The sequence below is a fragment of the Vibrio aestuarianus genome (genome assembly GCF_012395185.1).
Lineage (GTDB): Bacteria > Pseudomonadota > Gammaproteobacteria > Enterobacterales > Vibrionaceae > Vibrio > Vibrio aestuarianus.
This window is the reverse complement of sequence record NZ_JAAZTU010000026.1, coordinates 1-26,099: the sequence shown is the minus strand read 5'-3', so window position 1 is coordinate 26,099 and position 26,099 is coordinate 1. Positions and strand designations below refer to the sequence as shown.

At 43.2% G+C, this 26,099-nt stretch carries 25 protein-coding genes; 15 read left to right on the top strand and 10 right to left on the bottom strand.

Annotated features, from left to right (window positions below; translation table 11 throughout):
* Nucleotides 1–62 precede the first annotated feature (62 nt).
* Nucleotides 63–1,502: a sucrose-specific PTS transporter subunit IIBC gene (locus HGG78_RS12975; RefSeq protein WP_172533137.1), complete on the bottom strand. Its 1,440-nt coding sequence runs from the start codon at nucleotides 1,500–1,502 to the stop codon at nucleotides 63–65.
* Between the two features lie 256 nt (nucleotides 1,503–1,758).
* On the opposite strand from HGG78_RS12975, the gene HGG78_RS12970 reads away from it, so the two are divergent.
* Nucleotides 1,759–2,745 carry a LacI family DNA-binding transcriptional regulator gene (locus tag HGG78_RS12970; RefSeq protein WP_172533136.1) on the top strand — a complete coding sequence of 329 codons (987 nt, stop codon included), beginning with the start codon at nucleotides 1,759–1,761 and terminating at the stop codon, nucleotides 2,743–2,745.
* Between the two features lie 132 nt (nucleotides 2,746–2,877).
* A complete protein-coding gene (locus HGG78_RS12965; protein ID WP_172533135.1) occupies nucleotides 2,878–4,509 on the top strand; it encodes a glycoside hydrolase family 32 protein in 1,632 nt (543 codons plus the stop codon).
* A 111-nt stretch (nucleotides 4,510–4,620) separates the two neighbouring features.
* Here the strand turns inward: HGG78_RS12965 and trhO are convergent, their stop codons facing one another.
* The 7 genes from trhO to HGG78_RS12930 all read right to left on the bottom strand — a co-directional run bounded on the left by trhO (nucleotide 4,621) and on the right by HGG78_RS12930 (nucleotide 10,292).
* Nucleotides 4,621–5,601 carry an oxygen-dependent tRNA uridine(34) hydroxylase TrhO gene (gene trhO / locus HGG78_RS12960; RefSeq protein WP_172533134.1) on the bottom strand — a complete coding sequence of 327 codons (981 nt, stop codon included), beginning with the start codon at nucleotides 5,599–5,601 and terminating at the stop codon, nucleotides 4,621–4,623.
* A 147-nt stretch (nucleotides 5,602–5,748) separates the two neighbouring features.
* Nucleotides 5,749–6,531, bottom strand: coding sequence for a heme ABC transporter ATP-binding protein (locus HGG78_RS12955; protein ID WP_172533133.1), 783 nt, complete (start codon nucleotides 6,529–6,531; stop codon nucleotides 5,749–5,751).
* Nucleotides 6,528–7,562 (bottom strand): FecCD family ABC transporter permease, encoded by a 1,035-nt coding sequence (locus HGG78_RS12950; RefSeq protein WP_422108886.1) that lies wholly within the window; start codon nucleotides 7,560–7,562, stop codon nucleotides 6,528–6,530. The genes HGG78_RS12955 and HGG78_RS12950 overlap by 4 nt, the downstream gene beginning before the upstream one ends.
* Before the next feature lie 10 nt (nucleotides 7,563–7,572).
* Complete coding sequence (locus HGG78_RS12945) at nucleotides 7,573–8,421, bottom strand: heme/hemin ABC transporter substrate-binding protein (RefSeq protein ID WP_172533131.1); 849 nt, start codon at nucleotides 8,419–8,421, stop codon at nucleotides 7,573–7,575.
* A 28-nt stretch (nucleotides 8,422–8,449) separates the two neighbouring features.
* The gene (locus HGG78_RS12940) at nucleotides 8,450–8,860 is read right to left on the bottom strand and encodes an ExbD/TolR family protein (RefSeq protein ID WP_172533130.1); all 411 of its coding nucleotides are present in this window, start codon (nucleotides 8,858–8,860) and stop codon (nucleotides 8,450–8,452) included.
* On the bottom strand, nucleotides 8,857–9,564 hold the full coding sequence (locus HGG78_RS12935) for a MotA/TolQ/ExbB proton channel family protein (protein ID WP_172533129.1): 708 nt from the start codon (nucleotides 9,562–9,564) through the stop codon (nucleotides 8,857–8,859). Before HGG78_RS12935 ends, HGG78_RS12940 begins: the two co-directional genes overlap by 4 nt.
* Nucleotides 9,564–10,292 carry a TonB family protein gene (locus HGG78_RS12930; RefSeq protein ID WP_172533128.1) on the bottom strand — a complete coding sequence of 243 codons (729 nt, stop codon included), beginning with the start codon at nucleotides 10,290–10,292 and terminating at the stop codon, nucleotides 9,564–9,566. Before HGG78_RS12930 ends, HGG78_RS12935 begins: the two co-directional genes overlap by 1 nt.
* A gap of 164 nt (nucleotides 10,293–10,456) precedes the next feature.
* Between HGG78_RS12930 and hutW the strand changes: the two genes are divergently transcribed.
* From hutW to hutZ, 3 genes are read left to right on the top strand one after another with little or no spacing between them, the layout of a single operon-like run.
* Nucleotides 10,457–11,833, top strand: coding sequence for a heme anaerobic degradation radical SAM methyltransferase ChuW/HutW (gene hutW / locus HGG78_RS12925; protein WP_172533127.1), 1,377 nt, complete (start codon nucleotides 10,457–10,459; stop codon nucleotides 11,831–11,833).
* A gap of 2 nt (nucleotides 11,834–11,835) precedes the next feature.
* Complete coding sequence (gene hutX, locus HGG78_RS12920) at nucleotides 11,836–12,348, top strand: heme utilization cystosolic carrier protein HutX (RefSeq protein ID WP_172533126.1); 513 nt, start codon at nucleotides 11,836–11,838, stop codon at nucleotides 12,346–12,348.
* Between the two features lie 50 nt (nucleotides 12,349–12,398).
* On the top strand, nucleotides 12,399–12,929 hold the full coding sequence (hutZ, locus tag HGG78_RS12915; RefSeq protein WP_172533125.1) for a heme utilization protein HutZ: 531 nt from the start codon (nucleotides 12,399–12,401) through the stop codon (nucleotides 12,927–12,929).
* Between the two features lie 156 nt (nucleotides 12,930–13,085).
* Here the strand turns inward: hutZ and HGG78_RS12910 are convergent, their stop codons facing one another.
* Complete coding sequence (locus HGG78_RS12910; protein ID WP_172533124.1) at nucleotides 13,086–15,224, bottom strand: TonB-dependent hemoglobin/transferrin/lactoferrin family receptor; 2,139 nt, start codon at nucleotides 15,222–15,224, stop codon at nucleotides 13,086–13,088.
* A gap of 250 nt (nucleotides 15,225–15,474) precedes the next feature.
* On the opposite strand from HGG78_RS12910, the gene HGG78_RS12905 reads away from it, so the two are divergent.
* The 9 genes from HGG78_RS12905 (at nucleotide 15,475) to HGG78_RS12865 (ending at nucleotide 24,562) form a co-directional block, all read left to right on the top strand.
* Entirely contained in the window at nucleotides 15,475–15,618 is a 144-nt protein-coding gene (locus HGG78_RS12905) for a hypothetical protein (RefSeq protein WP_172533123.1), read from the top strand.
* Nucleotides 15,619–15,766: 148 nt separating this feature from the next.
* Nucleotides 15,767–16,414, top strand: a complete 648-nt coding sequence (locus HGG78_RS12900) for a GTP cyclohydrolase II (protein ID WP_053312328.1) — start codon at nucleotides 15,767–15,769, stop codon at nucleotides 16,412–16,414.
* 158 nt (nucleotides 16,415–16,572) lie between these two features.
* Complete coding sequence (locus tag HGG78_RS12895; protein WP_172533122.1) at nucleotides 16,573–17,835, top strand: imelysin family protein; 1,263 nt, start codon at nucleotides 16,573–16,575, stop codon at nucleotides 17,833–17,835.
* Between the two features lie 80 nt (nucleotides 17,836–17,915).
* The gene (locus HGG78_RS12890) at nucleotides 17,916–19,298 is read left to right on the top strand and encodes a di-heme oxidoreductase family protein (protein WP_172533121.1); all 1,383 of its coding nucleotides are present in this window, start codon (nucleotides 17,916–17,918) and stop codon (nucleotides 19,296–19,298) included.
* A gap of 8 nt (nucleotides 19,299–19,306) precedes the next feature.
* Nucleotides 19,307–20,359 (top strand): imelysin family protein, encoded by a 1,053-nt coding sequence (locus HGG78_RS12885; protein WP_172533120.1) that lies wholly within the window; start codon nucleotides 19,307–19,309, stop codon nucleotides 20,357–20,359.
* Nucleotides 20,349–21,425, top strand: coding sequence for a DUF1513 domain-containing protein (locus HGG78_RS12880; RefSeq protein ID WP_172533119.1), 1,077 nt, complete (start codon nucleotides 20,349–20,351; stop codon nucleotides 21,423–21,425). Before HGG78_RS12885 ends, HGG78_RS12880 begins: the two co-directional genes overlap by 11 nt.
* Nucleotides 21,426–21,514: 89 nt before the next feature.
* Nucleotides 21,515–23,068, top strand: coding sequence for a L,D-transpeptidase family protein (locus HGG78_RS12875; RefSeq protein WP_172533118.1), 1,554 nt, complete (start codon nucleotides 21,515–21,517; stop codon nucleotides 23,066–23,068).
* Nucleotides 23,069–23,285: 217 nt separating this feature from the next.
* The gene (gene mepK, locus HGG78_RS12870; RefSeq protein WP_172533166.1) at nucleotides 23,286–23,828 is read left to right on the top strand and encodes a peptidoglycan L,D-endopeptidase MepK; all 543 of its coding nucleotides are present in this window, start codon (nucleotides 23,286–23,288) and stop codon (nucleotides 23,826–23,828) included.
* 77 nt (nucleotides 23,829–23,905) lie between these two features.
* On the top strand, nucleotides 23,906–24,562 hold the full coding sequence (locus HGG78_RS12865) for an MBL fold metallo-hydrolase (RefSeq protein WP_172533117.1): 657 nt from the start codon (nucleotides 23,906–23,908) through the stop codon (nucleotides 24,560–24,562).
* 37 nt (nucleotides 24,563–24,599) lie between these two features.
* Here the strand turns inward: HGG78_RS12865 and HGG78_RS12860 are convergent, their stop codons facing one another.
* A complete protein-coding gene (locus HGG78_RS12860; protein ID WP_172533116.1) occupies nucleotides 24,600–25,265 on the bottom strand; it encodes a DUF2982 domain-containing protein in 666 nt (221 codons plus the stop codon).
* Between the two features lie 244 nt (nucleotides 25,266–25,509).
* On the opposite strand from HGG78_RS12860, the gene HGG78_RS12855 reads away from it, so the two are divergent.
* Nucleotides 25,510–25,878: a MarR family transcriptional regulator gene (locus HGG78_RS12855; RefSeq protein WP_172533115.1), complete on the top strand. Its 369-nt coding sequence runs from the start codon at nucleotides 25,510–25,512 to the stop codon at nucleotides 25,876–25,878.
* Nucleotides 25,879–26,099: the final 221 nt, after the last annotated feature.

Below are 26,099 nucleotides of genomic sequence, written 5' to 3'. Positions count from 1 at the left end.
AATGAAGGAAGCCCACTCAATGAGTGGGCTCAGGAGCATAATTGCCTATAGGGGGAGTGGCATTATGCCGTTGCTTGGATACCTTGTTTTGCTCGCTCTCTTGCTCCGAGTACTAGCGTCAAGCCGAATGCAACCACAAAGGAAATTAACATACCAACAACGTAGTAACTGATTTTTTCAGGGTTTATGGAAATAATGCCCGGTAAACCTGCAGCGCCTAAGGCTTGGGCTTTCACGTTAAACAGTGTGATGAATGCGCTTGCACAAGCTGAACCAACGATAGCAGCAATAAACGGATAGCGAAGTTTTAAGTTGACACCAAACATAGCCGGTTCAGTAATGCCGAGTAGGGCTGTTATCCCTGAAGGGACCGCAATGCCTTTTAGTTTAATCTCTTTAGTTGTGAAGCCAACGGCTAGTGCCGCTGCGCCTTGTGCCACGTTGGACATTGCAGCGATAGGGAAGATGAACGTACCGCCAGTAACTGCAATGTCAGCTAACAGTTGCGTTTCAATGGCAATGAAACTGTGGTGCATACCGGTAATAACAAATGGTGCATAAATGAAACCGAACAATGCGCCACCAATGAAACCAGCAGAGTCATACAACCAGTTCAGGCCGTCACCGAGTAGGAAACCGATATCACGAGTGATAGGGCCAACAAGGGTGAAAGTGACAAAACCAGTAATGAAAATTGCCAGCATAGGCGTTAATAAGTTATCCAGTACTGAAGGGATAATCTTACGCAGGCCGTTTTCAACTTTAGCGAGGATAAAGGCGGAAACTAAAACCGGTAATACAGAACCTTGGTAACCGACTTTTTGAATTTCAAAGCCAAGAATATTCCACGTTGGAATGCTACCGGAGACTGATGCACCGCCAAAACCCCAACCGTTGAGCAAGTCTGGGTGGACCATTAACATACCCAGTGCTGCCCCTAGGAATGGGTTACCACCAAATTTTTTAGAAGCAGAAAAGGCTAACAAAACAGGTAAGTACACAAAAGGTGCGTTAGCAAAGGTATTAATCATGCTGGCTAAATCAGCAAGGCCCGGATTCGCATCAATGAGTGATTGGCCTTCAATAAACAAACCGGTAGCCGTCAGGACATTAAATAGACCCATCAATAAACCACCCGCAACAATCGCTGGGATGATAGGAACAAAAATGTCAGATAAGCCCTTCACTGCACGTTGGAAGACATTTTGTTTTTGCGCGCCAGCGCTGGCGACATCGTTGGTGGACATTTCAGCCAACCCAGTTAATTTAGCCATTTCTGCGTAAACTTGATTTACAATACCAGAGCCAAAAATGATCTGATATTGGCCTGCAACTTTAAACTGACCTTTAACACCATCTAAGGCGTCAATGGCTTCTTCATTGACGATTGACTCATCTTTTAGCGCTAATCTTAAGCGTGTGGCGCAATGAGCAAGTGCTTGGATATTTTCTTTTCCGCCGAGTTGCTCAAGTAATTTCTTTGCTATGACTGGATAGTTCATAACTCACCCCGATTCTTGTCTGTTCTGTTTATTGAATTAGTATGGTTTAAATATTTTAAATTTGTTTTGGGAACGTTTGCAGAATTAATTCTTGTGCAATAATTTGGGAACGTCAAAAGATAACCATTGATTATGTGAATTTGATCGCTAAAAGATAGGTCGCGAATTCTATAAACAGCGTTAAAATCACATTATGTGGTCGATTGTCATTGCATGTATTGCAAACAATCCCAATGCTGAATAAATAAGGTTCTATATGTCGAGTTTGCACGATGTTGCTAAGTTAGCTGGTGTTTCAAAATCAACCGTTTCTCGCGTTATTAATGATGAGTATGGGGTTAAAGAAGCGACTAAAATCAAAGTGTTAAAGGCTGTTTCCGAGTGTGGTTATGTGGTTAATCAGGTGGCTAAAGATCTGAAATCCCAAAAGACCAATTTGATTGGAGTGATTGTACCGCGTGTTTCATCCCATGCGACTGCGCAAGGGGTAGACGGACTCAGCAAAATTTTTGAACAAGCGGGAAAGCACGTTTTACTCGCTAATACACATCAAGAGCATGAGAAGGAATTAGAATACATCCAAATCTTCAACCAAAAACGGGTGGAAGGCATTGTGCTGTATGCCACACATCTTGATTTATCGCTTGTGAATGCTATTAAGCAATCAAATGTACCCGTGGTACTTGTGGGGCAAGATGGTTCACTTCACGACATTCCCAGTATTGTTCATGACGATTTTCGGGTGGGGTATGAAGCAGGTCATCGATTGATTAATAAAGGCTGCAAACAGATAGGTTTTATTGGTGTTCAACGTGATGATGTCGCGGTTGATGTGCTGCGTTCACAAGGTCTAGAGCAAGCATTGACTCTACACAATTTAGAATTATTGTTTCACTTACGTGGTGATTTTTCTATTGAGTCTGGATACTTACAAAGCAAAACACTAATGGAGCAATATCCGCAGTTAGATGGACTGTTTTGTGCGACAGACCGGATTGCGGTCGGGGCTATTAAAGCATTACTAGAGTGTGGTATTGACGTCGGGAAACAGGTCAAGGTGCTTGGGGTAGGTAATGATGAGCTTGCCTTTGTCAGCAACCCAAGCTTGTCGACATTTAACTATGCTTTTGATAAGGCAGGTGAAAATGCAGCGAAAATGTTACTTGAACGCATTGTTGGGCAAGGGAAAGAAATGAGTAAAGTCGTTTTGACTTTCCAAAGTATTGAGCGTGATACATGCTGAATGATGCTGGTTTTTTATCCGTAATTGCTGAGTCTCACCTCTCATAATCGATAACTAGTTTTCCGTAATACTTGCAATAGTGAGCATTGTTTTATATTTTGCAATCGTTCCCATTTTATTGAGTGTAAGCAGATGTCATTTGAAGAAATTGTGAGTTTAGTGGGTGGTCAGGCCAATATTAAACGAGTTTTAGCACCAGAGAGTCAGGTTGTTATTTCAGTACATGATCATTCATTGGTTGGTGAATTGCCAAATGGTGCTGAGTTGATTGAAGTGTTAGGTGAGTGGCAGTTGTCTCTGCCAAGAACCAGCACCTTCCTTGACAAGCAGTTGGGTGAAATCGGTAAAGTGATCGCATCGCAACAACGACTTGATGCGGCTGAGCGACTCGTGAAAACGGAATGTCCATTTCGTCCTATTTGGCACGTCGCACCTCCACAAGGACTTTTAAATGACCCGAATGGCTTTATTTATCATCAAGGGCAATATCATCTTTTCTATCAGTGGTATCCGCACGCTTGTGCACATAAAGACAAATACTGGGTGCATTTAACCAGCGGTGACCTTATCAATTGGCAGTGGCGCTCGATCGCTCTCACACCATCAGACTGGTACGATAGCCACGGTGTCTATTCTGGGCATGCAGTCAGTCATGGTGATGAACTGATGCTGTTTTACACTGGAAATGTTCGACTCGGAGAGCAGCGTGATCGGCAAACGATGCAATGTATGGCGGTATCGAAAGATGGACTGCACTTTGAGAAATATGGTCCCGTTATTCGCGAATTACCGGAAGGTGTTACAGAACATTTTCGAGATCCTAAAGTGATTCGTCATGATGATAAATGGTTGATGTTGATCGGTGCACAAACGACCGATTTGCAGGGTCGTGTTGCGGTTTATCATTCTGATAATCTGAAGGATTGGCAGTATGATGGATTGGCCGGCGATGATATCGCTCCAATGGGCTATATGTGGGAATGCCCCGATATGTTTGAACTTGATGGGCAACACTATTTTGTGTTTGGTCCGCAAGGTGTGGAGTCATCTAACCCTCATCACACGGCTGTGCACCGAAATCGTATTGCTAAAGTAATGTGGGATGATAAAGGTCTACCTCGTTTTTCTGAGTTGCAAGAACTCGATTCAGGCTTTGATTTTTATGCACCGCAAAGTATGCAAACTGAAGACGGTCGCCGAGTCATGTGTGGCTGGATGGGTTTGCCGGATGATGTTGATCACCCAAGTTGTGATAACGGTTGGATACATCAATATACAGCGATTCGTGAATTGAGTATCGAGCAAGGCCAATTAGTTCAGCGTCCGCTTCGTGAATTAGCACAGTTGCGAGGGAATTCGATAAAAATTGAGCTAGGCAATGAGCCCGTTGATCTCAAAACAAAAAGTTTTGAAATACAAACGACGCTGCCATGGGGAGCAACCTTGCGTTTATTTGAGTTAGGTGAGCAATATGTTGATATCACCTTAGATGCTGAAATGAAAGTTTTACGCTTAGATCGTTCTAATACATTGATTCGACATGGTGATGTTATTCGTGAACTTGAGTTAGATAGCGAACAAGTCGCTTTGCATATTTTATCTGACAGTTCATCTGTCGAAGTTTTTATCAATGACGGTCAAGCGGTAATGACGGGAAGAGTATTTACTGAACAAAATGCAACCCAATGCCGTTTGATTAATGCAAAAGCTGAGGTTGAATTTGCTGAAATGAAAGCAGCGGATGCAGCGCTTTATCCTTTGTAAGTTAGTAGTAATATGGTCACCATATTGGTGACCATAAATAATGGTGAGCAGTAAGTCGTTTAAAGAAATATGGGACGACAAATGCTCTCATTGGTACGATGCCTACCGCTATTAATTTGAACCGCGTTGCTGTGCTTTGCGTGCCAATTTCTCCGCACGCTTTTGCTCGATAAGTTGCGCCGCATCGCCGCCGATATGATCTTCACCGCGCTGTTTGGCTAGTTGTACCTGCTTTTCGCGCTCACGAAAACGTGCCAGCTGCTCCTCAGTATGGGTACCCACACATTTAGCACAACTTACCCCTTGCTCGAAGTGAACGCTCTGTTTGTCTTCTTCAGTAATCGGTAAACGGCAGGCATTACATACTTGGTAATCACTTTCTTTTAAAGCGTGACCAACCGCCACTCGGCCATCAAAGACATAGCAGTCACCTTGCCATAAACTCTCTTCTTCAGGCACTTCTTCAAGGTATTTCAAAATGCCGCCTTCAAGGTGATAAACTTCCTCAAACCCTTGTTCTTTCAAGTAAGCTGTTGATTTTTCACAACGAATCCCACCAGTGCAGAACATGGCTACTTTTTTGTGTTTTTCTGGTGCTAAGTTTTGTTTTACGTATTCAGGGAATTCTCTGAACGTATCTGTGTGTGGGTTTTGTGCGTTTTTAAATGTGCCGATTTGGATTTCGTAATCATTACGAGTATCGACAACCAACACCTCAGGGTCGGAAATGAGAGCATTCCAGTTTTCTGGTTTGACATAAGTACCGACTACATGACGAGGATCTATGCCTTCCACGCCCATCGTCACAATCTCTTTTTTCAACTTAACTTTAGTACGGTTAAATGGCGGCTCTGATGCTAGGGACTCTTTGTAAACGGTATTCTTCAGGCTGGGTTCCGCGTCGAGCCAAGCCAGTAGCGCATCGATCCCTTTACGTGACGATGAAACAGTACCGTTAATACCTTCACTGGCAAGCAGAAGTGTGCCTCGAATTTGGTTTTCTTCCATCAGCTCAAGAAGCGGTATTTGCAGCTCTTGGTAGTGGTTGAGTTCAACAAACTTATAGAGTGCACAAACGACATATTGGCTCATGGGTTACCTTTTATAAAAACGATATAGAGAATTTGGGCGCATTATAGCTAAGGGATGCGCCGACAAATACCGACAGTTTCTAAGGACAATACAACGGTTTCTCGAAAGGAGAGTCCAAATGATAGGGATATAGCATTCAGGCCACTCTTAGGCGGGATAAACCATAGGGAAATCCAGAGTTGGATGCGAGGCAACCAATGAGTGGTAGCCATACACTTGTTGAATTCGAGTTGAAGTTAATGCTTGCCGCGGTGGAGCATCGCAAACCAATTTTCCTTTATGTAGCATTACTATGCGGTCAGCGTATTGAGCGGCAAGGTTGAGATCATGTAACACAACTACAACGGCACAGTTTTCCTCGGTCGCTAATGTTCGCGCAATATTGAGCGTATTGTGTTGATGAGCAAGGTCTAAGGCGGATGTTGGCTCATCAAGCATCAGGATCTTTTTATCGTCTGAGTGGTGCAATTGCGTAAGCACACGCGCTAGGTGTAAACGCTGTTTTTCTCCACCAGATAAGGCAGGGTAAAGGGTTTCTGCTCGTTCAACAATATCGGTTTTTTGCATGTAATGCAGTGCGATATTATGGGTTTGCTGTTGGCTCAAGCAAAGGGGAAGTGCACCTAATTCGACCACTTCTTGCGCTAGAAATGGAAAATTAAGCGTACTTTGTTGCGGGAGTATCGCCAAATGTTTGGCTAAATTATTTGGCTGCCACGAATGTTGCTCAAGCCCAAAATAGTGTAGCTCAGCCTGCGATTTTATTTCACCACTTAAGACTTTTAGTAGTGTACTTTTACCAGCGCCGTTAGGTCCAAGTAAAGCCGTTACTTGCCCTGAATATATATTGATATCTAGGTCATCCAGCAAGGTGCGTTTAGTAAATTTCACGGTGATATTTCTGGCTTGAATAGCTGGTCTGTTACTCAAAATACTTTTCCTTTTTGTTTAAAAAGAAGGTAAAGGAAGAAAGGAGCGCCCACCAAAGCAGTGACAATCCCCACAGGCAGTTCGGCTGGTGCAACGACAATTCGTGCAAACATGTCGGCAATTGTGAGCAATAGTGCACCGAGTAGAGCTGAGATAGGAATTAAACTACGATGATCTGGGCCGACGAGCATGCGCCCTAGGTGTGGGATCACGAGGCCAATAAAACCAATCATACCCACCGCACTGACGGTAACACCGACACCGACAGCGCTAAGCAAGATCATCGTTCGTTTTAATTTTTGCACTGGAATACCAAGGTGATGAGCTTCTGCTTCACCGAGTAAAAGTGCATTTAATGCCATCGCTTGACGAGAGAAGAAAATCAACAGCAGCAATAAAGTGAACATGCAAAGAGCAATACTTTGCCAAGTAGCTCCTGCAAGAGAGCCCATCGACCACAATGATAGATCACGCAGCATTTGGTCATCCGCGACGTAGTTTAAGTAGCCAATTCCAGCGCCTGATAACGCGCTAATGGCAACGCCAGCAAGCAGCATAATAGTCACAGAGGTGCCAAATGTGCTGGTACCTAATCGATAAACCAGCACAGTCGTTATGGCACCACCGAAAAAAGCAAAGACTGGCACGGTTAAGGCGCTTATCCACGGAGCTGAAAATAAGGGAAGGTTCGCCAATAATACAATGGCGACAGCTGCGCCTAATGCTGAGCCTGCGGAAACGCCAATAATGCCAGGTTCTGCGAGAGGATTCCGAAATAGCCCCTGCATTACCGTTCCACAAAGCGCCAGAATGGCACCGACTAATAAGCACAATAAAGTTCGAGGAAAACGAATTTCGTGAATCACTAAATTGATATGACCCGCAATATTATTTGATTGCCATACAAGACTGCTCAAGCTATCACTGATACTGATATTCATTGGGCCAACCGTGATTGAATATAAAGCAACAATGCTGACGAGCATTAGTAGCCCAATGAACACGGTATTACAGGGAATATGACGTAACAAAATAGGCCCCTTATGGATACAACAACGCATTAAGGCGCTTTGCTTCGGCTAGACTTTTAAAACCAAGGCCGCCGACTAATGCATGCCCATCAATGGTAATGATCTGTCTGTTTTTCCCCGCAGGAGTAGCGGCAAGCATCGGTAATGATTTTAAAATGGCATCAGCTCCGCCCATTTTTTGGTAGCTTCGCCCACTGACTAAAATGATATCAGGTTGCATTTCAATCATCGCTTCCATAGAGAGTGGTTTGTAAGAGCTCAGCTGGCTTGCGGCAGGGTTGATAGCGCCAGCTAGTTGAATAATGCTATTGGGCGTTGTATCACGACCGGCAACATTGGTTGCTCGACCTTCATGAAGTAAAAGAAAAAGTACTTTCTTTTGTGCGCTAGCAATAGGTTTGTTATCTACGAGCTGTCTAATTTGTTGATTAACCGATTTTTTAAGTGGCTCCGCTTGTGGTTGGCTATTTGTTAAGGTTGCGATTTTGTCAATCCTGTCCAATAACCCCTGAGGGGATGACTCATTATTGACGATTTCAACCTTGATGCCAGCCGCTTTTAATTGCTGAAGCGTCGTGTCTGGTCCCATTTCATCAGAACCTAGCAGTAATGTTGGCGATAACGCCAACAAGCCTTCAGCCGACATTTGTCGGTGGTAACCAATTTTAGGTACAGCAAGCGATGGCGGAATTTCACTCGTTACATCAACAGCAACGAGCTGATCTTCAGTGCCAAGGGCTAACAAAACCTCCGTCACTGCACTACCTGCACTAATGATGCGTTGTTGTGCATGCAACCAAGGGGAAAATAGCAATATCAGTGCGGCAAATAGCCAACGAAAAGGCGTGTTATGTGTCATGTATTTTACTCAATGTTAAACAAATAATTTACTTGGGCTCTTCGGTTAATAATTGTGTGGCAGCTATACCGTTTTCTTGAAGGAAGGCGAGTAGTTTGACCAAGTGCTGTACTTCTGCTGCTTTGTCTGCGCCAATAATGATTGGTCGTTTGCTGTTGTTACTTTCTTCAAGTAGCGCCTGCGTGAAATTATTCCAGTCAATATAATGCTTGCCCTCTAGCGCCCAGTACGGGTCACTCGCGAGAAGATTTACTGTGATGGACTGTTTATCTACCGCGCTTGTCATATTCGAATCAGTGGTTGGTAGCGATACGTCCAAAGACTCAAATTTAACGGCTGCTGTGAGTAGCAAAAACACCATTACAATAAAGATAATGTCCAACAGAGGAGTTAAGTCTGGCATTAGTGATGGGGCTGGCGATGGGTGCGCTTTAATCATCGTGTGTTCGCCGCTGCATATTGTGGTTGCGATTTAGCGTCAGCCGCGCACGTTGATTTGGCCGAAAAAGTCTGTTGGAAAGAGACACCTTCGAGCCATAAATTCACATAGTTGAGGGTATGTTCAAGTTTTGCCATCACTCGGTCAGCCCAAAGCCCCAGTAATTGAGCAGAAGTGATTGCTGGTAGGGCTATCATCAAGCCTACTGCCGTTGTGCGCATGGCCAAACCTAAGCCGTCGGCGAGATCGTTAGGCGTAATGCTGCCAGAAGAAGCCGCGACTCCTTTAAACATCTCAATTAAACCGAGAACAGTACCCAGCAGTCCAAGTAATGGGCTAATAGCGCCAATTAATGACAACATGCGCAAACCGGAATGCAATTGATGGCGTTTTTCCTGTAACCAGATGCCTGCGGCGTCTTCACGCAAGCTTTTTGGAAAATCATGATGCGCAAGCAGCATTGCTACTCCCTTATAAAGAAGAGGACGCTTGTTAGAAAGTTGACCTGCCAGTGTTTCTATTTGTGTTGCGCTGGTAGGTGATATGGTTTTCAGAGCAGCTCCGATAGCACGTTTGCCAACGCCAACACTGAGCAATACTTGAAATAGGCGCTCGGTGATAATCATGATGGTGATGACAGAGCATAGAAATAAAGGCCATGCCATTAAACCAAGTTGTTGCTCTAGTTGAGTAAGTACTTCCATTATCCTTCCAATTTAAAACGAACAGGGACTTGAACGCGGTGAGCCATTTTTTGGTCGCTAACCACGTGGGGTGAAAACTTCCACTGCTTAATGGCATTGAGTGCCGAGTTGTCAAGAAGTGTTGTTCCGGATGATGAGATCAACACCTGTTTAATTTGATTACCGTTTGCATCTAACCAGATTTCATACACAGCAACGCCTTCAATACCACGTTTACGAGCCAATCTTGGGTATTGCGGTGGTACAGGACGAGAAACAAAAGTGGGCTGCTCGACTAAAGGCGGTTGGCTACTAGCACCGCTACGACTTGGAGCCGGAGGCGGTATTTTGACTGAGTTATCATCCGTTTTAGTCTTTGCCAGTTTAGTGGGTGTTTCAGCATTGGTGACTGGCTTGTTTATGTCCTTCTTTACCGGCTCTTGTTTAGAAGTCTTGGTCGTTTTCACTATGGGTTTCGGCTTAGCCTGCGGCTGTGGCACGACGCTTTTTTTAGGGTTCGCCTTGTGAGTCTTCTTCGGTGCTGTTGGTTGCTTTGCTACTTGCTGCGCTATCGCTTCTTGTTTGGCGCTCACCTGTGGTTTAGGTTGCGTAACGAAATTAATAGACACCGACGTTGATTGGCTCCCTACTGGCATCGCGAATACTTTTGCTTCTTTATCTGCCAGTAGTACTACGGCGTGAATAGCAATTGAGACGCTGCCAGTGACAAGATATCTAGAAATATTCACGTTCTTTTCCTAAAGCAAAAGTGGCTGGATGCGAGAATTATTACCTATTATTTAAATAAGATCAATTATCAATTGCATTATCATTTGCATCAAATTATGCTTTTATAAGAATTTAATATTAAAGGCTGTGAACGTATGCCACACCTGGTTTTTTTGTGAATACCATGCTTAATTTAAATAAATATAATGAATCTATTTTAGGGGCAAAAACGGACGATCCACTCCGTTTTTCGTTCAGTGATAAACAGTCGGCTCATGCTGGTGGATCATCCGTACCGGTTGCGATTGATCTGCAATCTCACATTTGGCAAACATTAATGACGCAGCCAGTGGCTGGTCCTAAAAAACGTTGTTTGTATATCCACGTTCCTTTTTGTCGCGTACGTTGCACGTTCTGTAACTTCTTTCAGAATGCCTCGAGCCGAAGCTTAGTCGATGATTACTTTAAAGCCTTAATGGTGGAGCTAGAGCAGAAATCCAAACTACCTTGGGCCCAATCGGGCATTTTCCATGCAGTGTACATCGGTGGAGGAACGCCAACAGATCTCTCCGCGACGCAAATACAGCGCTTGGGTGAGGCGATTCGACGTTTTTATCCTCTTGCTCGTGACTGTGAAATTACGTTAGAAGGACGGATTAATCGTTTTAGTGATGAAATGTTTGATAAAGCCTTAGAAGGTGGATTTAACCGTTTTTCTTTCGGCATTCAGAGTTTTAATACTACAGTTAGACGAAGTGCAAAGCGGCTAGATGACCGCGATGTAGTGTTTGAGCGCATTGCTTCGTTAAGCCATGCAGAACAAGCTCCGATCGTGATTGATCTATTGTATGGTCTTCCCTATCAGACATTTGATGTCTTTGAACAAGATTTGAAAGACGTTATATCTACAGGTGCACATGGCATCGATCTTTATCAACTGATCGTTGCAGGAAGTGCACCAATGCTGAATTTGGTTGAAAAGGGCAGAATCCCACCACCAGCGACTACGCCAGACAAAGCCAGCATGTATGAGCTTGGTGTTAACTTTTTTGATAAGCACCATTTTAAATCGCTCAGTGTGAATCATTGGGCGAAAGATAACCGTGAAAGAAGTCAGTACAACAGTTTAGCCAAAACCTTTGCTGAAGTTCTTCCTGTGGGATGCGGAGCTGGTGGCAATATTGGTGGCTATAGTGTTATGCAACAGCGGAGTCTTAAGGCATACATGGATGCAATGAATCAAAATAAATTGCCCATCGCCATGATGATGAAACAGCATTCACTTGAGCCTACTTTTGCTGCCATTAAATCTGGTTTTGATCGCGGTGTGCTTGCTCGTAGCGCTTTACCTGACTTTATGGGGATGAACTGTTTTGATTATTTGCAGCCGCTTTTCAAGCATTGGCAGCGGTTGGGTCTTGTTAAGCTAGAAGATGAATATCTTGTCTCGACCTTAGCCGGAGGTTTTTGGGCGGTGAACTTGGCTCAGGCATGTATAAAAGTTTTACACAATGAATTTAACGAACATCTAGATTCAAAACAGATAGCAAATTGGAAATGAACATGGAATTACTGACACAAAAAGTAGCGGCTCTATTAGAGCAACAACCAACACTTTTGCCAGCTGCGATGGCGGTAGAACTGAACGTCACTGAATTTGATGTAGTCAAATCACTACCCAGAGAAATGGTAGCTATTGCTCCTGGCAGCCAAGCGCAAAGCATACTAGAACAACTTACTGATTGGGGAAAGGTAACGACCATTATGCACTCGTTCGGTTCCATCTTTGAAGTGAAAGCGCCTTTCCCTAAAGGAAAATTGGCACGTGGTTATTACAACTTAATGGGTAAAAATGGTGAATTACACGGTCACTTAAAATTGGATGTGATCAGCCACATTGCATTGGTAAGCAAGCCATTTATGGGACGAGAAAGTCATTACTTTGGTTTTTTTAGTGAGCAAGGTGACAACATTTTTAAGGTTTACCTAGGTCGAAATGAAAAGCGTGAGCTGCTCACCGAACAGGTAGAACGTTTTAACGCATTGCAGCAAGACATTGAGTCACAATATAACTAATACAATCATAATACACCCTGAGCTTATTTAGGCTCAGAGGAGGAGAGAAAATGGATCCGCAGATCAAACAACAACGATTGCAAGGTCGTTTAGAGCCTGAGATACAAGCGTTCCGTCAGGAGCGTCGTACGCTGCAATTAGCAACGGTCGATGGGGAAGGTCGTCCTAATGTCAGCTACGCCCCTTTTGTGCAAAACCAAGAAGGCTACTTTATTTTGATTTCTCATATTGCTCGTCATGCGCGCAATCTAGAGATTAACCCACATGTCTCGCTGATGATGATCGAAGATGAAAGTACATCTAAACAGATTTATGCGCGTCAAAGGCTCACTTTTGATGCTGTTGCGAGTGTCGTACCGAGAGAATCGACCTTATGGCAACAAATAATTGGTCAAATGCAGCAACGATTTGGTGAAATCATTGATGGTTTAAGCCAGTTACAAGATTTTAGTTTGTTCCAACTAAAAGTAGATCAAGGTTTATATGTGAAAGGCTTCGGACAAGCGTATCAGGTGTTGGGTGATGACATGGTTGATTTTGTGCACTTACAAGAAGGGCATAAGAAAATATCTAACGTTTAATTTGCGTTAATAAAAAGCATTATCAAGGGCTAGTCATCTAGCCCTTTTTCGATCTTGTGGTTTTTAGGTTAGCTAATCTGTAGCAATGGATACAAAAACGCCAGCGATTAGCTGGCTGAGTTATATTACTGATTATCTGAACAAACGAGAGAGATGTTAGAATTGATACTCTACATTGATACTCCAGTTGCGACCTGGCTGAGCTTTGATGTCTTTGCTGAAGGTTTCACCAGTGGCGTCTCTGCCGCTCAAGTCATCGTATAACCAATATTTCTTGTCGAAGATATTAAATAAACCAGCACGTAATGTTAAATCTTGAATTGGTTGGTAGTAAGCCGTTAAATCAACAAGTGTGTATCCAGCTACATCGGTGTTTGTTTCCGACTGCCAATCCGTTTTGCTTGCAACCATTTTTACATTCAACATTGTGCCATATTGGTGTCGATTGATTCCTAGGCCTACATTCGCGGTCAATGGCGCTACTGAATCTAAGGCATCACCTGTCTTCTTATCTTCACCATCGGCATACGCAACGGCCAGACGTGAATACATCCCTTGTGGTGCGTTGAACGCTTTATCCAAATAGAGTTTAGCGCTGAATTCTGCACCATAAATGGTGACTTCATCCAAGTTTTCTTTAGTGAAAACGTCTTTGCCATTTTGTTCGCCACCTTTAGTTTGCGTGATGAAGTCTTTGTAATCATTGTAAAAAGTGCTAAATTCAAAATTCGCAAACTCATTTTGTCCACGCAAACCTAACTCGTAAGCTAAGCTTTTTTCTGCTTTGAGATCTGGGTTTGCTTCAATGATGGCACCTTGATTATAGAAATAATACAAGTCATACACGGTGGGTGCTTTGAAGCCTTGGCTGATTTGACCAAAAATCGATAGGTTTGGGTTTAAGTGATAAACCGAGCCTAATTGACCGGTAAAGGCATCATCTTTATTTTTTTCGTAAGATGTGGTGTATCCTTCATCGACACTTGGTGTCGCTTCAAATGAGTCATAACGTATACCTGCGGTTAAAACTAAACGTTCTTGCATCAGGTATGCTTGGTCTTGGAGGAATAGACCCCATTGAATGACGGTGGCGTCAGGAAGGCCAGTACTGCCAGGTGCTGAAGTGCCATAATTCAATTTATAGTCGGTGTTATCTAGATTGAAATCATTGTTGAGAAGGCTCAACCCATAAGTAAATTCATGGGCATTGCTATCAATTTCAACGATTTTAGAAAGCTGAGTGTCGAATTGAATCGATTGATCAGAAGCTTCGCGTTCACGTCGACGCTTACCATTCATTGATGTGGTATCGTAATTTTTAGATAATGAACTTGAGTCTTGATAGCTTAATGACCAATGTAATGAGTCGGCGAATAGAGAACTCATGAACCACTGGTGCTCGACACTAACTCTAAGTCGTTCGGAAGTATCTTCATTGTAGTTATCAGAATAGGTGAAACCCGGCATGATGCTGTAACCGTTGTAGTTCAGCTCATCTTCATCGTACTGCTTATTATAATATTCAACGGTTAAACCTAAACGGTGATCATCGTTGGCTTGGTAAAAGGCTTTAGCTAGGAGGTTACCAAGTTGTGAATCAGCAGGGTTTTGTGCACCACGGTCTGGTCCTTCTATATCGGCCCCTGAACTATGAGTTTCTGTTTCATGACCGTTTGCATAGGTGGCCATAAGTAGAGTTTCGAGTTTCTCTTGGCGCATTGCCCAAGTTAAGGTTGTTTTAAACTGCTCATTGGCTGAACTATAACCAGAACGGATACCAAAACGGTTTTCATTCCCTTCAGTCACCAATATATCGTCAGGGTTTTTGGTACGTAATAATACAACACCGCCCAAGGCATCAGAACCATACAGGGTAGAAGATGGCCCTTTGTTCACTTCAATGGCTTGTAGAGTGTCCATTTCAATGGCATTAGAGTATTTACGCTGTTCTGTTGCGCCAGGGTTATAAGGTGTCGGCTGTTGTACACCATCGATCATCATTTTTACGCGGCTACCTTCAACACCCCGAATATTGAAGCTAGAAATACCGAAGCGGCCATCGCCTAAAGCATCAACACCTGGTGTATAGCTAAGTGCTTGCTGTAAGTCATTGCTCATAGTCGACTCAAGTTTCTTAGCTGAAATCGTTTCGATTGACGATGAAACATCTTTCTTACTTTGTTCTGTTCGGGTCGCTGATACCACAACCTCATCAAATTGGTGCAGATTATCTGCAAAAGAACTCGGTGAAAGTGCAACAAGTATAGAAGCTGACAAGAGTGTTTTGGTGTACATCTGAATTATTACCTTATTCATCAATAACAAATTTATTGTGGATGAATAATATTGGATCTAAATGGTAATTACTATCATTTGTATTTATATTTGTTCGGGTGTGAATTAGCGACTTTATGATTTTGATATAATAATTAATAAGTTATTTTCTTTTATGGGTTGATGAGAATGAAAACTGAAGGCTATTTGTGTGATATTTATCACGTTTTATTTTCTATTTAACTTTATACGGAGGGGTAGGTTAAGGTCGATGAGTGCTGTTGTTTTATCTACAGCATACTTGAAATTGCAACAGCGTTTGCAGCGCTCGTTCAACCAATCAGATTGCTTATCTATGTTTATGGGGATTCACTTGCATACCGCCTACCCGCAACTTCAAGTGGTTTGGGTATAGTCACCTTAAACCTGCTATTTGACTTTCTGATCTTATCTTTTTCTGTTGTTTGACAAGAGTTGTTATATTATAACAATTCTCACTTGTGATCTTTTGATTGAAAATTGGGGTATCAATCCCCATAGTTAGTGAACAGTGGGTAGGTCGAATGAAAATCAATTCAATATTGCAACAAGCAACAATTCAAGTGAGTGTAGATATGGCGGAAGTACGAGCCAGAGTAGATTTTAAAGTCGGTGTCAAAAGTAATATCGATGCGGAAATCCTCTCGTTTAGAGGACTAAAAACGGATAAAGAGCATGTTGCGGTTATTTTCAGAACAGCTGACGTTACCCAAGAAACGCCACTAGTCCGTATGCATTCTGAGTGTTTGACTGGCGATGTGTTCCATTCATCACGTTGTGATTGTGGTGAACAACTAGAAGAAACCATCAATAAAATGGGCGAAGCTGGCGGCATTATTCTTTATTTGCGTCAAGAAGGCCGGGGCATTGGCCTTTACAATAAAATTGATGCCTATCGCTTACAAAGTGAAGGTATGAATACATACGAAGCGAATAACCATTTGGGTTTCGGTGATGACCTTCGTGATTTCACTGAAGCCGCACAGATGTTAAAAGCACTGAATGTGACGAAAATTCGTTTAGTGACGAATAACCCGAAGAAAATTAAAGAACTCAAAGAACACGGCATAGAGATTGTTGAAGTCGTGAACACTGCTGCCCATATCAAATCTGGCAACGAGAGTTATCTTAAAGCGAAAGTGTCTCATGGTAAGCACCATTTAAAACTATAACTGAGCATTATGATTAAACGACAAAAACCTCACATTGTTGAGGTTTTTGTCGTTTATGCCTTGCAAAAAAAATGTAAATTTGTATTATCGGCAATCAAAGTGCAAATGATAATAATTAGCACTACTAATAATTAATTTTGCTCAACAAGGACGCTTTCATGAAAGTTAACACACTTCTGTCTCAATCTATTGCTGTCTCACTTGCTATGGCAAGTAGTGCATCTTTTGCAGCTGCCGTAACAAAAGAGCAGGTGGTTGAACATTATGCCAATATTGCCCATGCAGTTTTTGCCGATTCTCTTACGACAGCTCAATCATTAGAAAAATCTATTGATCAATTCCTCGCTGCGCCTTCTGCGGCAAAATTAGATGATGTCAAACAAGCATGGATTGTATCTCGCGTGCCTTACCAGCAGTCTGAAGTTTTTCGTTTTGGTAATTCTGTAGTTGATGACTGGGAAGGACAATTGAATGCTTGGCCGTTAGACGAAGGGTTAATCGATTACGTTGCAGCCGACTATCAATATGAGTTGGGTAATGAAGGAGCGAGCGCAAACATTATCGCTAATCAAACCTTAAAAATTGGCGCTAACACAATTGACGTCTCGACCATCACACCAGAATTGATTGCTAGCTTAAACGAAGTCGGTGGTTCAGAGGCAAACGTAGCTTCAGGTTACCACGCAATTGAATTCTTGCTGTGGGGACAAGACTTAAATGGCACTAATGTAGGGGCGGGCGCTCGTGCTTATACAGATTTTGTTGTAGGTAATGAGTGTACTAATGACCACTGTGATCGTCGTGGTCAGTACCTAAAGGCAGCGGCTCAATTGTTGGTTCAAGATTTAGAATGGATGGAAAAACAGTGGTCAGCGGATGAAAAAGCCAACTACCGTCAGCAATTACTCAATGAATCATCAGACAATGGTTTGCGAAAAATGATGTTCGGTATGGGATCGCTGTCACTTGGTGAACTGGCGGGTGAGCGGATGAAAGTCGCGTTGGAAGCGAACTCGACAGAAGATGAGCATGACTGTTTTTCGGACAACACACATAACTCTCACTATTATAACGAGCAAGGTATTTATAACGTTTATACGGGTATTTACAAACGTCATGACGGTACGTTGTTAACGGGTGCAAGTATTCACGACCTTGTTGCTCAAAAAGACGCTCAAGCGGCCAAAGAGATTCAAAAGCAATTTGATAGCGCCCGAGCTGAAGTGGGCAAGCTAGTCACTTCGGCTGAGAAAAATGACCAACATTTTGACCAACTGATTGCAACTGATAACCCACAGGGTAACGCCGTTGTAAATGGCGCGATCATGGCGCTCGTGGCGCAAACTGCCTCCATTGAACGAGCCGCGTTAGTGATTGGTATCGATAACCTCAACCCTGATACAGCCGACCACGAATTTTAACAATAAATAGCAGCAAATAAGGGCTCAGATGAGCCCTTTTCCTCTTTTACACTGAAACGATAATTATTGAGAATGACGGAATGAAATTAGTTTTCACAGCCGCACTATTGAGTTTACTTGCATTGCCAGGCTTAGCCGACGAAGTGAAATCTGGTGGCGAGACCAGTACGACCAAAACTGGGCCGAATGCCTATTCATTACCAGCGGCGAATTTGCCAATGAGTAAGCGCCTTGATTTTAGCGTCGGTAACAGCTTTTTTCGTAATCCTTGGGTTCCTGCGCCTTCTTCTACCGATGCCAGAGATGGCCTAGGGCCGTTGTTTAACACCAATGGCTGCCAGAATTGCCATATTAAAGATGGACGAGGTCATCCTCCAGAGAAAAACGATACTCATGCGGTTTCAATGTTGGTGCGTTTGAGTATTCCTGCGGTCACGGAGCAACATAAAGCCATTTATGAAAAAGAAGGCGTGATCCCAGAGCCTATCTATGGCGGGCAGTTACAGGATTTTGCGCTTCCAGACCAAAAAGCAGAAGGAAAAATAGACATCAAGTACCAAGAATTTGCGGTAACTTTTGTCGATGGCACTCATGTGATGCTACGTAAGCCAAATTTAAAAATTACCGAGCTAGCGTATGGTGAGATGCACCCTGATACTCAGTTTTCTGCACGTGTTGCTCCACCAATGATTGGTTTGGGTTTATTGGAAAGTATTGCCGACGAGACGTTACTGGCAATGGCCGACCCTGATGACATCGATGGCGATGGTATTTCGGGCAAAGTAAACCGTGTATGGGATGTGGAAAAACAACGTTTCGCATTAGGGCGTTTTGGCTGGAAAGCGGGTCAACCAACGCTAATGCAGCAAAATGCTGCCGCGTTTAATGGCGATCTTGGGCTAACCAGTCGCTTATTTCCCAAAGAAAATTGCACCGATACACAGACACTGTGCCAATCATTACCCAACGGTGGAGATCCAGAGGTTAGTGATAATATTCTTGATTTTGTTGAATTCTATTCTCAACATTTAGCCGTTCCTGTGCGACGTAATGTGGATGATCCTCAGGTAAAAATGGGTCAGTCCCTGTTTAAGCAAGCTGGCTGTGAAAGCTGCCATCGAACGAGCATGAAAACAGCCAAAGTGGTCGATCGCCCCACGTTGTCCAACCAAAAAATCGCGCCTTATAGCGACTTGCTACTACACGACATGGGGGAAGGGTTAGCAGATAACCGTCCAGAAGCTCTAGCAAATGGTCAAGAGTGGCGAACCCCACCTTTATGGGGAATTGGCTATACCCAAGAAGTAAGTAGCCATACTTATTTTCTGCATGATGGTCGTGCGCGTAACTTGATGGAAGCTATCTTATGGCATGGCGGCGAAGCACAAAGCGCGCAACAGCAAGTATTGAAACTCAATGTGGCTGAGCGTGAAGCGTTAATTGCCTTTTTGAACTCTTTGTAGGGGAAGCCATGAAAATTTCAATCGCATTTTCAGCGTTGAGCATGTTGCTGTTAACCGCTTGCCAATCTTCACAACTAGAAACCGTCAATGCTATGCAATCAACGCAACACATAAGTCAAGGCGTTTATCGAATTGAGTTTGCTGCCGCTCAGCATTTCGCGCAGCAAGCTGAGCAATTAGTGTTGGGATTTGAGCAGTATTGTCGGTCACCTAACACCGGTTTGGATGGAGTAAAGAACCAGTGGCAACAAACGACGCTAGCTTGGATGGCTCTTCAAGGGCAAGAACGTGGCCCAGCAAAAGCGTTAGAACAGAGTTGGAATGTTCAATTTTGGCCAGATAAAAAAGATACCACGGGGCGCAAAATGAACCTCTTGGTCAAATCAGGTACCTTATGGACAGAGCAAGATATTGCTTCGCAAAGCGTTACCGTGCAAGGAATTGGTGCTATTGAATGGTTACTTTACGATGAATATTCACCTTTATTGAACGCCACCAACTCATCAGAAAATATCCATCAGGTTTGTGAGGCTGCACAAGCGATTAGCCAAAATTTAGCAACCAAAGCACAATTTATCGCCACGCAATGGAATGTTAATCCGTGGACAGCGTTAGATGCCATGGCGTGGGAAGCGGAATACATTGCTCTACTATCAAATCAACTCGATTACAGTATGAAAAAGCTCAGTCGTCCGTTAGCCAATATTGGACAACCGCGTCCTTATTTCGCTGAGTCATGGCGAGCAAAGGTGTCGATGAACAACCTGAAAGCCAATGTTGAAGCAATGCAGAGGTTATATTTAGCTGATGGAGGGTTGAATTTTTTACTGCGAGATAAAGGGTTGAATGACCTTGCTGACCGCGTGCAGAACCACTTTGCCTTGATGCTGTTAACCTGGCCAGCCGAGCCAAGTTTGTTTGATTTATTACAAAATAAAGAAGGGTACCGAAAGGTGCTTTCTCAATACAATAAGTTTGAGCAACTCAATTATTTGCTGCACGATGAAGTCGCAGTGGAATTAGGTATCACAATAGGATTTAACGCAACTGATGGTGACTGATCAAACAAGGAGAACCCTTTTAAAAGCGGCATTGTTTGGCGCTGCCGCACCTGTGTTACCTTTTGGATGTGCTACGATTCAACAAAATTCCCCCGCTTTAATTGGCTGCGCCATTCATAACAGGGCTCAATTTCAGGCGGTAGTAGCCGATTCCAAAGGGCAAGCGATTCGAACCTTGCCTTTACCTGCTCGTGGTCATGGTGTTGCGATTCACCGTCAATTACCACACGCTGTTGCATTTGCTCGCCGTCCAGGTGAGTTTTTTATGGCGTTTAACTATCAAACTGGCGAAGTAATTAAATTGCAACCAGCTATGCGTACAAGGTTTTTTTATGGGCATGGGGTTTATTCCAATGATGGTGCGTGGTTGTATGCCACTGAGGGCGAAAGATCAACCAGTCGTGGCATTATCGGTGTGTATGATGTTCACCACCAATACCAAAAAGTCGCCGAGTTTAGCGGGTTTGGTATTGGTCCTCATGAAGTCATCGTCATGCCCGATAACCGGTTAGCGATTGGGGTGGGAGGCGTTCATACTGATGGCCGAACCCCGCTTAATATAGAGAGTATGATGCCGAGTTTGACCTACCTTTCAGAACAAGGTCATATTGTTGAGCAGCGTACTTTGAGTGACCGACATCTGAGTATTCGCCACCTCGCGCATGATGGCGGGCAAACCGTTCTATGTGGGCAACAATATCGGGGGCAAGTAGATGAATTCCCTTCGCTGCTAGCGATGCATACTCAAGGCGGTGAATTATTGCCTCTGCAAGCAGAACCAGAACAGTGGGCAAGGTTTAATCACTATATCGCTAGTATTGCCGCGACGGAACAATGGATTTTAGCGACTTCGCCCCGAGGTAACTGTTATGGGATTTGGTCAAAGGATAGCTTGGAGTTAGTCGAATTATCTTCTTTGCCAGATGCTTCTGGCGTTGTTGTCAATAATGATCAATTCCAAATCAGTTCAGGGGCTGGGTTAGTGGTTAAGTGCCGTTATCCCGAGTCTGAGGTACGTGTTCATTGTAATGTTCTTTGGGACAACCACTGGTCTGCTGTGATTTAATTAGTTGAATATTTAAATCACAACACTTCGCGCAAGACGCGTTCTTTTGCCATACTAAATTCAATGCAGGATGAGTTGGATGTTTCAGTATGATAAAAGGCACCGCATTGGCGTTATTATTAATAGTTAGCAGCTTTTCGCTTTCTGCTATGGAAAGGTTTGAGCAATTAGGTTGGATAAAACCGGGCAGCGAACTTGAATCATTGATTCAATATCCACATTTGTTAGAACGCGTCTATCAAGAGAATAACGATCAGTTAATTTGGTTTGATAATCAGGTCATTAATCAATTCGAATATCAACTTGATGTGATCCGACGTGCGGGCTTTAGCCCGCTGTTTATCCGTCAATTAAATCAAATGCAGGCTTATCGTGAACGTAATTCGATGTTTGAATATGATCTGCTTGCGACCGATACTCTGCTTCTGTATCTGAGTTACGCAGAGCAGGCACCTAAAATTGGAATGGCATGGTTCTTTGAATCGAAGCTTAATCAACTATTAGCACCACCCAGTCAAGATGCATTATTTGCTTTGCATGTGGCGGTTGAAGTGCAAGGTATCATTGATCTACTCAATCTCTATACGCCCAAAAACCCAACTTATGACCAATTGCTGCATGCTTATGATTTCCTGCTGAGTACGGAAAAGGCCGAGGTTTCTTTATACCAGCAGCGAGGGTTAAAAAAACTGGGTGATAAGTTATCACACCGATTCGCGCTCATTGAGCGTTTGTCGCTGGTCAATATTGATGTGACCTCTGTCCGTGACAATGTCACTTGGTATGACAATAGTTTAGTTAAGCCAGTTAAAGAATTTCAGACCATGCATGGTTTACAAGCTGACGGTATTATTGGCCCTGAAACGATAAAATGGCTTAATTTCTCTCTGTCTGATCGTCTATCGATGCTTGCCCTCAATGCTGAGCGGATGCGTCTGTGGCCAGAAGCGAATGACACACTGATCGTTGTCAATGTTCCTAGTTTTGATATGCGTTATTGGCATTTGGGCCAAGAAGTCTTCCAATCAAAGGTGGTGGTAGGGCGTTCTTCGCGTAAGACTCCTTTAATGATCACTAAACTGGACTCATTAATTTTGAATCCAACTTGGAATGTGCCCTATAAGATCATGGTTGAAGATATTTTGCCGATGGTCAAAAAGGACAGTAGTTATCTAGCTCGCCATAATATAGATATTGTCAGTAGTTGGCGTTCCGAGGAACTGATTGATCCAAATAGTATCAATTGGTCGACAGTTAACCCAGCAGCTTTCCCTTACCGTATGCGGCAGCAAGCGGGGCAAAGTAATGCTTTGGGTCTGTATAAATTCAATACACCGAATCGGCGTGCCATTTATTTGCATGACACACCGAGTAAGTCTTTGTTTAATAACCCTTCGAGGGCGTTCAGTTCTGGCTGCGTAAGGGTGCAAAATGCAGATAAGTTCGCATCGATGCTTTTGGAAACACAAGGTATCAGTGAAAAGCAGTTAGTGGATAAAGACGGGTTAACTAATGCGGCGATTCCACTTAAAAAACGTATTCCCGTCCATATTATCTATCAAACGGTGTGGTATGAAGGTGGTGAGCTGCACTACCGTGATGACATTTACCATTATGATACTTTCAGTTACCGTAATGGCTGAGTAGACCATTAACTGCCACCTGGTTCTAAAATTTGAATACTAGTGAGGAAATTTACCAAAAAATGACTTAGGCAGGTTTTCTTTTTTGTTCAATAACTAAGCAGTTTTTGTGTTAGGTTTGTTCGTTTCTAGCACAGTTTATGCATTTGATCTTCACAATAGAGTTCGGTAGTGTTCGAGCCCGTTGATAATAAAACCTATTGTGAAGGTAAATGTGGTGATGGTTTCTCGCCGAGATTTTATAAAATTAGCCGGTAGTGGATTAGTGATTACAGCTTGTGCACCGAAAATGGTATTGGCTTCTTATCCAGATGCTTCGCGTGTTTTGGCGATGAATAATTTACACACAGGTGAAACGCTTGAAACGTGTTACTTTAACGGCGTGAAATATGTCCATTCTGAACTGCAACGACTGAACCACATTTGCCGTGATTTCCGTCGTAACGAAGTTCACCCGATGGACAAGAATCTGTTTGATCAAATCTCCCAAATTCAAAACTTAATCGGAACGCAAACTGAAGTGCAGATCATTTCGGGTTATCGTTCTCCTGCAACCAATGAGATGCTGCGTGGCAACTCTTCTGGTGTGGCGAAGAAAAGTTATCATATGCTGGGTCAGGCTATCGATTTTCGTTTAGATGGTGTTCAACTTAGTCAAGTTCGTGAAGCGGCTATTGAGCTTGGAGCTGGTGGTGTTGGCTATTATCCAAGCAGTGACTTTGTTCATATCGACACAGGCCCCGTGCGTCACTGGTCGTGAAGGCTTGTCAGTGACTTGTCAAATTACAATCTCAATGTCATAGTTCGAGCAATTTCGGATTCGAATAAGGTTTTCCTATGTCATTAAAGTATCAAGTGGTTCCTGTCACGTCATTTTCTCAAAACTGCTCCATTGTTTGGTGTGATGAAACGATGGAAGGTGTAGTGGTTGATCCCGGTGGTGATGTAAAACAGCTCGCGATGTTAATTAAAGAACTGGGCGTGAAAGTGGTGAACTTGGTATTGACGCATGGTCATTTAGATCATGTTGGTGGTACCGAACCACTGGCGGCAGAGTTAGGCGGCATTGAAATTATTGGCCCGCATAAAGCTGATAATTTTTGGTTGCAAGGACTAGAAGGGCAAAGCCAGATGTTTGGTTTTCCTTTGACTGAGGCGTTTGAGCCCCACCAATGGTTAGCTGATGGCGATGAAGTTAAATTTGGTCATCAAGTTCTGCAAGTATTACATACACCAGGCCATACTCCTGGCCATGTGGTTTTGTTTAGCCAAGAAGCTAAGTTAGCTTTTGTCGGCGATGTGCTATTTAACGGCAGTATTGGCCGTACTGATTTTCCACAAGGTGATTTTAATACCCTTATCGACTCTATTAAGACGAAATTATGGCCTTTAGGCAATGATGTCACTTTTGTGCCTGGTCACGGTCCACAATCGACATTCGGCCGAGAGCGAGCAAGTAATCCGTTTGTCGCTGATGAGATGCCTTTATATTAACGTGGCTAGCTATCACATGGCCTAATTGTTTTGACGTCTACTCTGGCTCGGCTGCTGCAAGGTAACGCCGAGCTAATCCCACAAAGCTTTCTGCATCTCGCTCAAGATCTTGTACTGAAATAAAAATATCATAATCAAAATATTGTCGCTGATAACGCATGCGATTAGCGAGCATAGCCAATAATCCTTGATAACTTTTACCACCACTTGCGGTAAATATGGCTGAATCAAGTACCATCTCTTCAAAGCGAGTTTCCTGTCCTTTTTGCTTTGCACCTAAGTAGAGTAGGGACCTTTGACTGAGTAAAATCTCGCTCGCAATCCTTGGGCAAATACTATCGAGGTAGGGCTCATAATCTTTTAACTTAATACCTATCCACGGTAGTGATTGATGCCAACCTTGGTTGTCATAGCTACAAATTCCAATATGCTGAACATTGTGCCATTTTACTACCCAGCCACCTTTAAATAAGTGTTGTTGAAAATGTGTAGGAGTAAGGGTGTAGCTCACTTTTCCTTTTAAAATCAAAAAATAAACCATAGCAACAAGGCTGATTAGCAATATGATGAATAATAGAGCGTGTGTCAGACTGGGAGCGTATACCAACAAGAAAATGGCAATAATAACGCAGATATAGTTACACCATTTGACGTAGGGTGATTGCAGGTGAAACTGAGTGTTGGTGAGATGAAGCGTTTGCATGTATTTGCTGATGACCTCGTAATGTTTGTCGATTTATCTACCTTTTTACGTGTTTGTTGCGGTAGCGATCTTAACTAAACTCCTGTTGTCTCTAATTGTTTAAATAGTAGTCACTTGTCGGTTTATGGCGCGTTTTTGCTGTTCAATCTGTGCAATACCCTACAAATCACAGCAGAATTTTGGTATAAAACGCGCTTCAAATTTTGACCACTGCGATGAATGCAGTGAAATGGAGAAATACTCGATGAGACTTGCTCATAAGCGTAACGTGCAGGCAAAGCTGCAAAAACGCATTAAGGCGACTGTTGCAAAACTAGCAGCGCCTAAAACAGCAAAGCCTGTAACCGCCCAACCAATTGTTCAAACTGCGGCTAAGCCAGCGGCAAAGAAAGCAGCAGTTGATGTAGCGTTAACTCCAAAGCAGCAACAAGTGCTAGACATCGTAGCTAGCAATGCTGAAGGCATTAATCCTAAGTCTATCGGCCTTATGGCAGGCCAAGAGGATACAAAAGCAGCTTCTTGGGCAACCGGTGCATTAAAGAAACTGCTTGAAGAAAACCTAGTCGCTAAAGAGCAACTGGCAGGTAACAAAGTTATCTACAAAGCGATTTAAATTTCTTTTCGCTCTGATTTGGTTTGGCCTCGGTTTTCCGAGGCTTTTTCGTTTATCAATCATCTCCTTACTCTCTTATACCTGTCTCTTTTACTCATCTGACTCTTCCGACGACAAGTCGATTGTCAAACTCGGCGTCTTCTGTAGCATTACGAAAAAACAAAACGTACAACCACACGAACCAGCCATGAACACAACATATCATCAACACTGACACATTG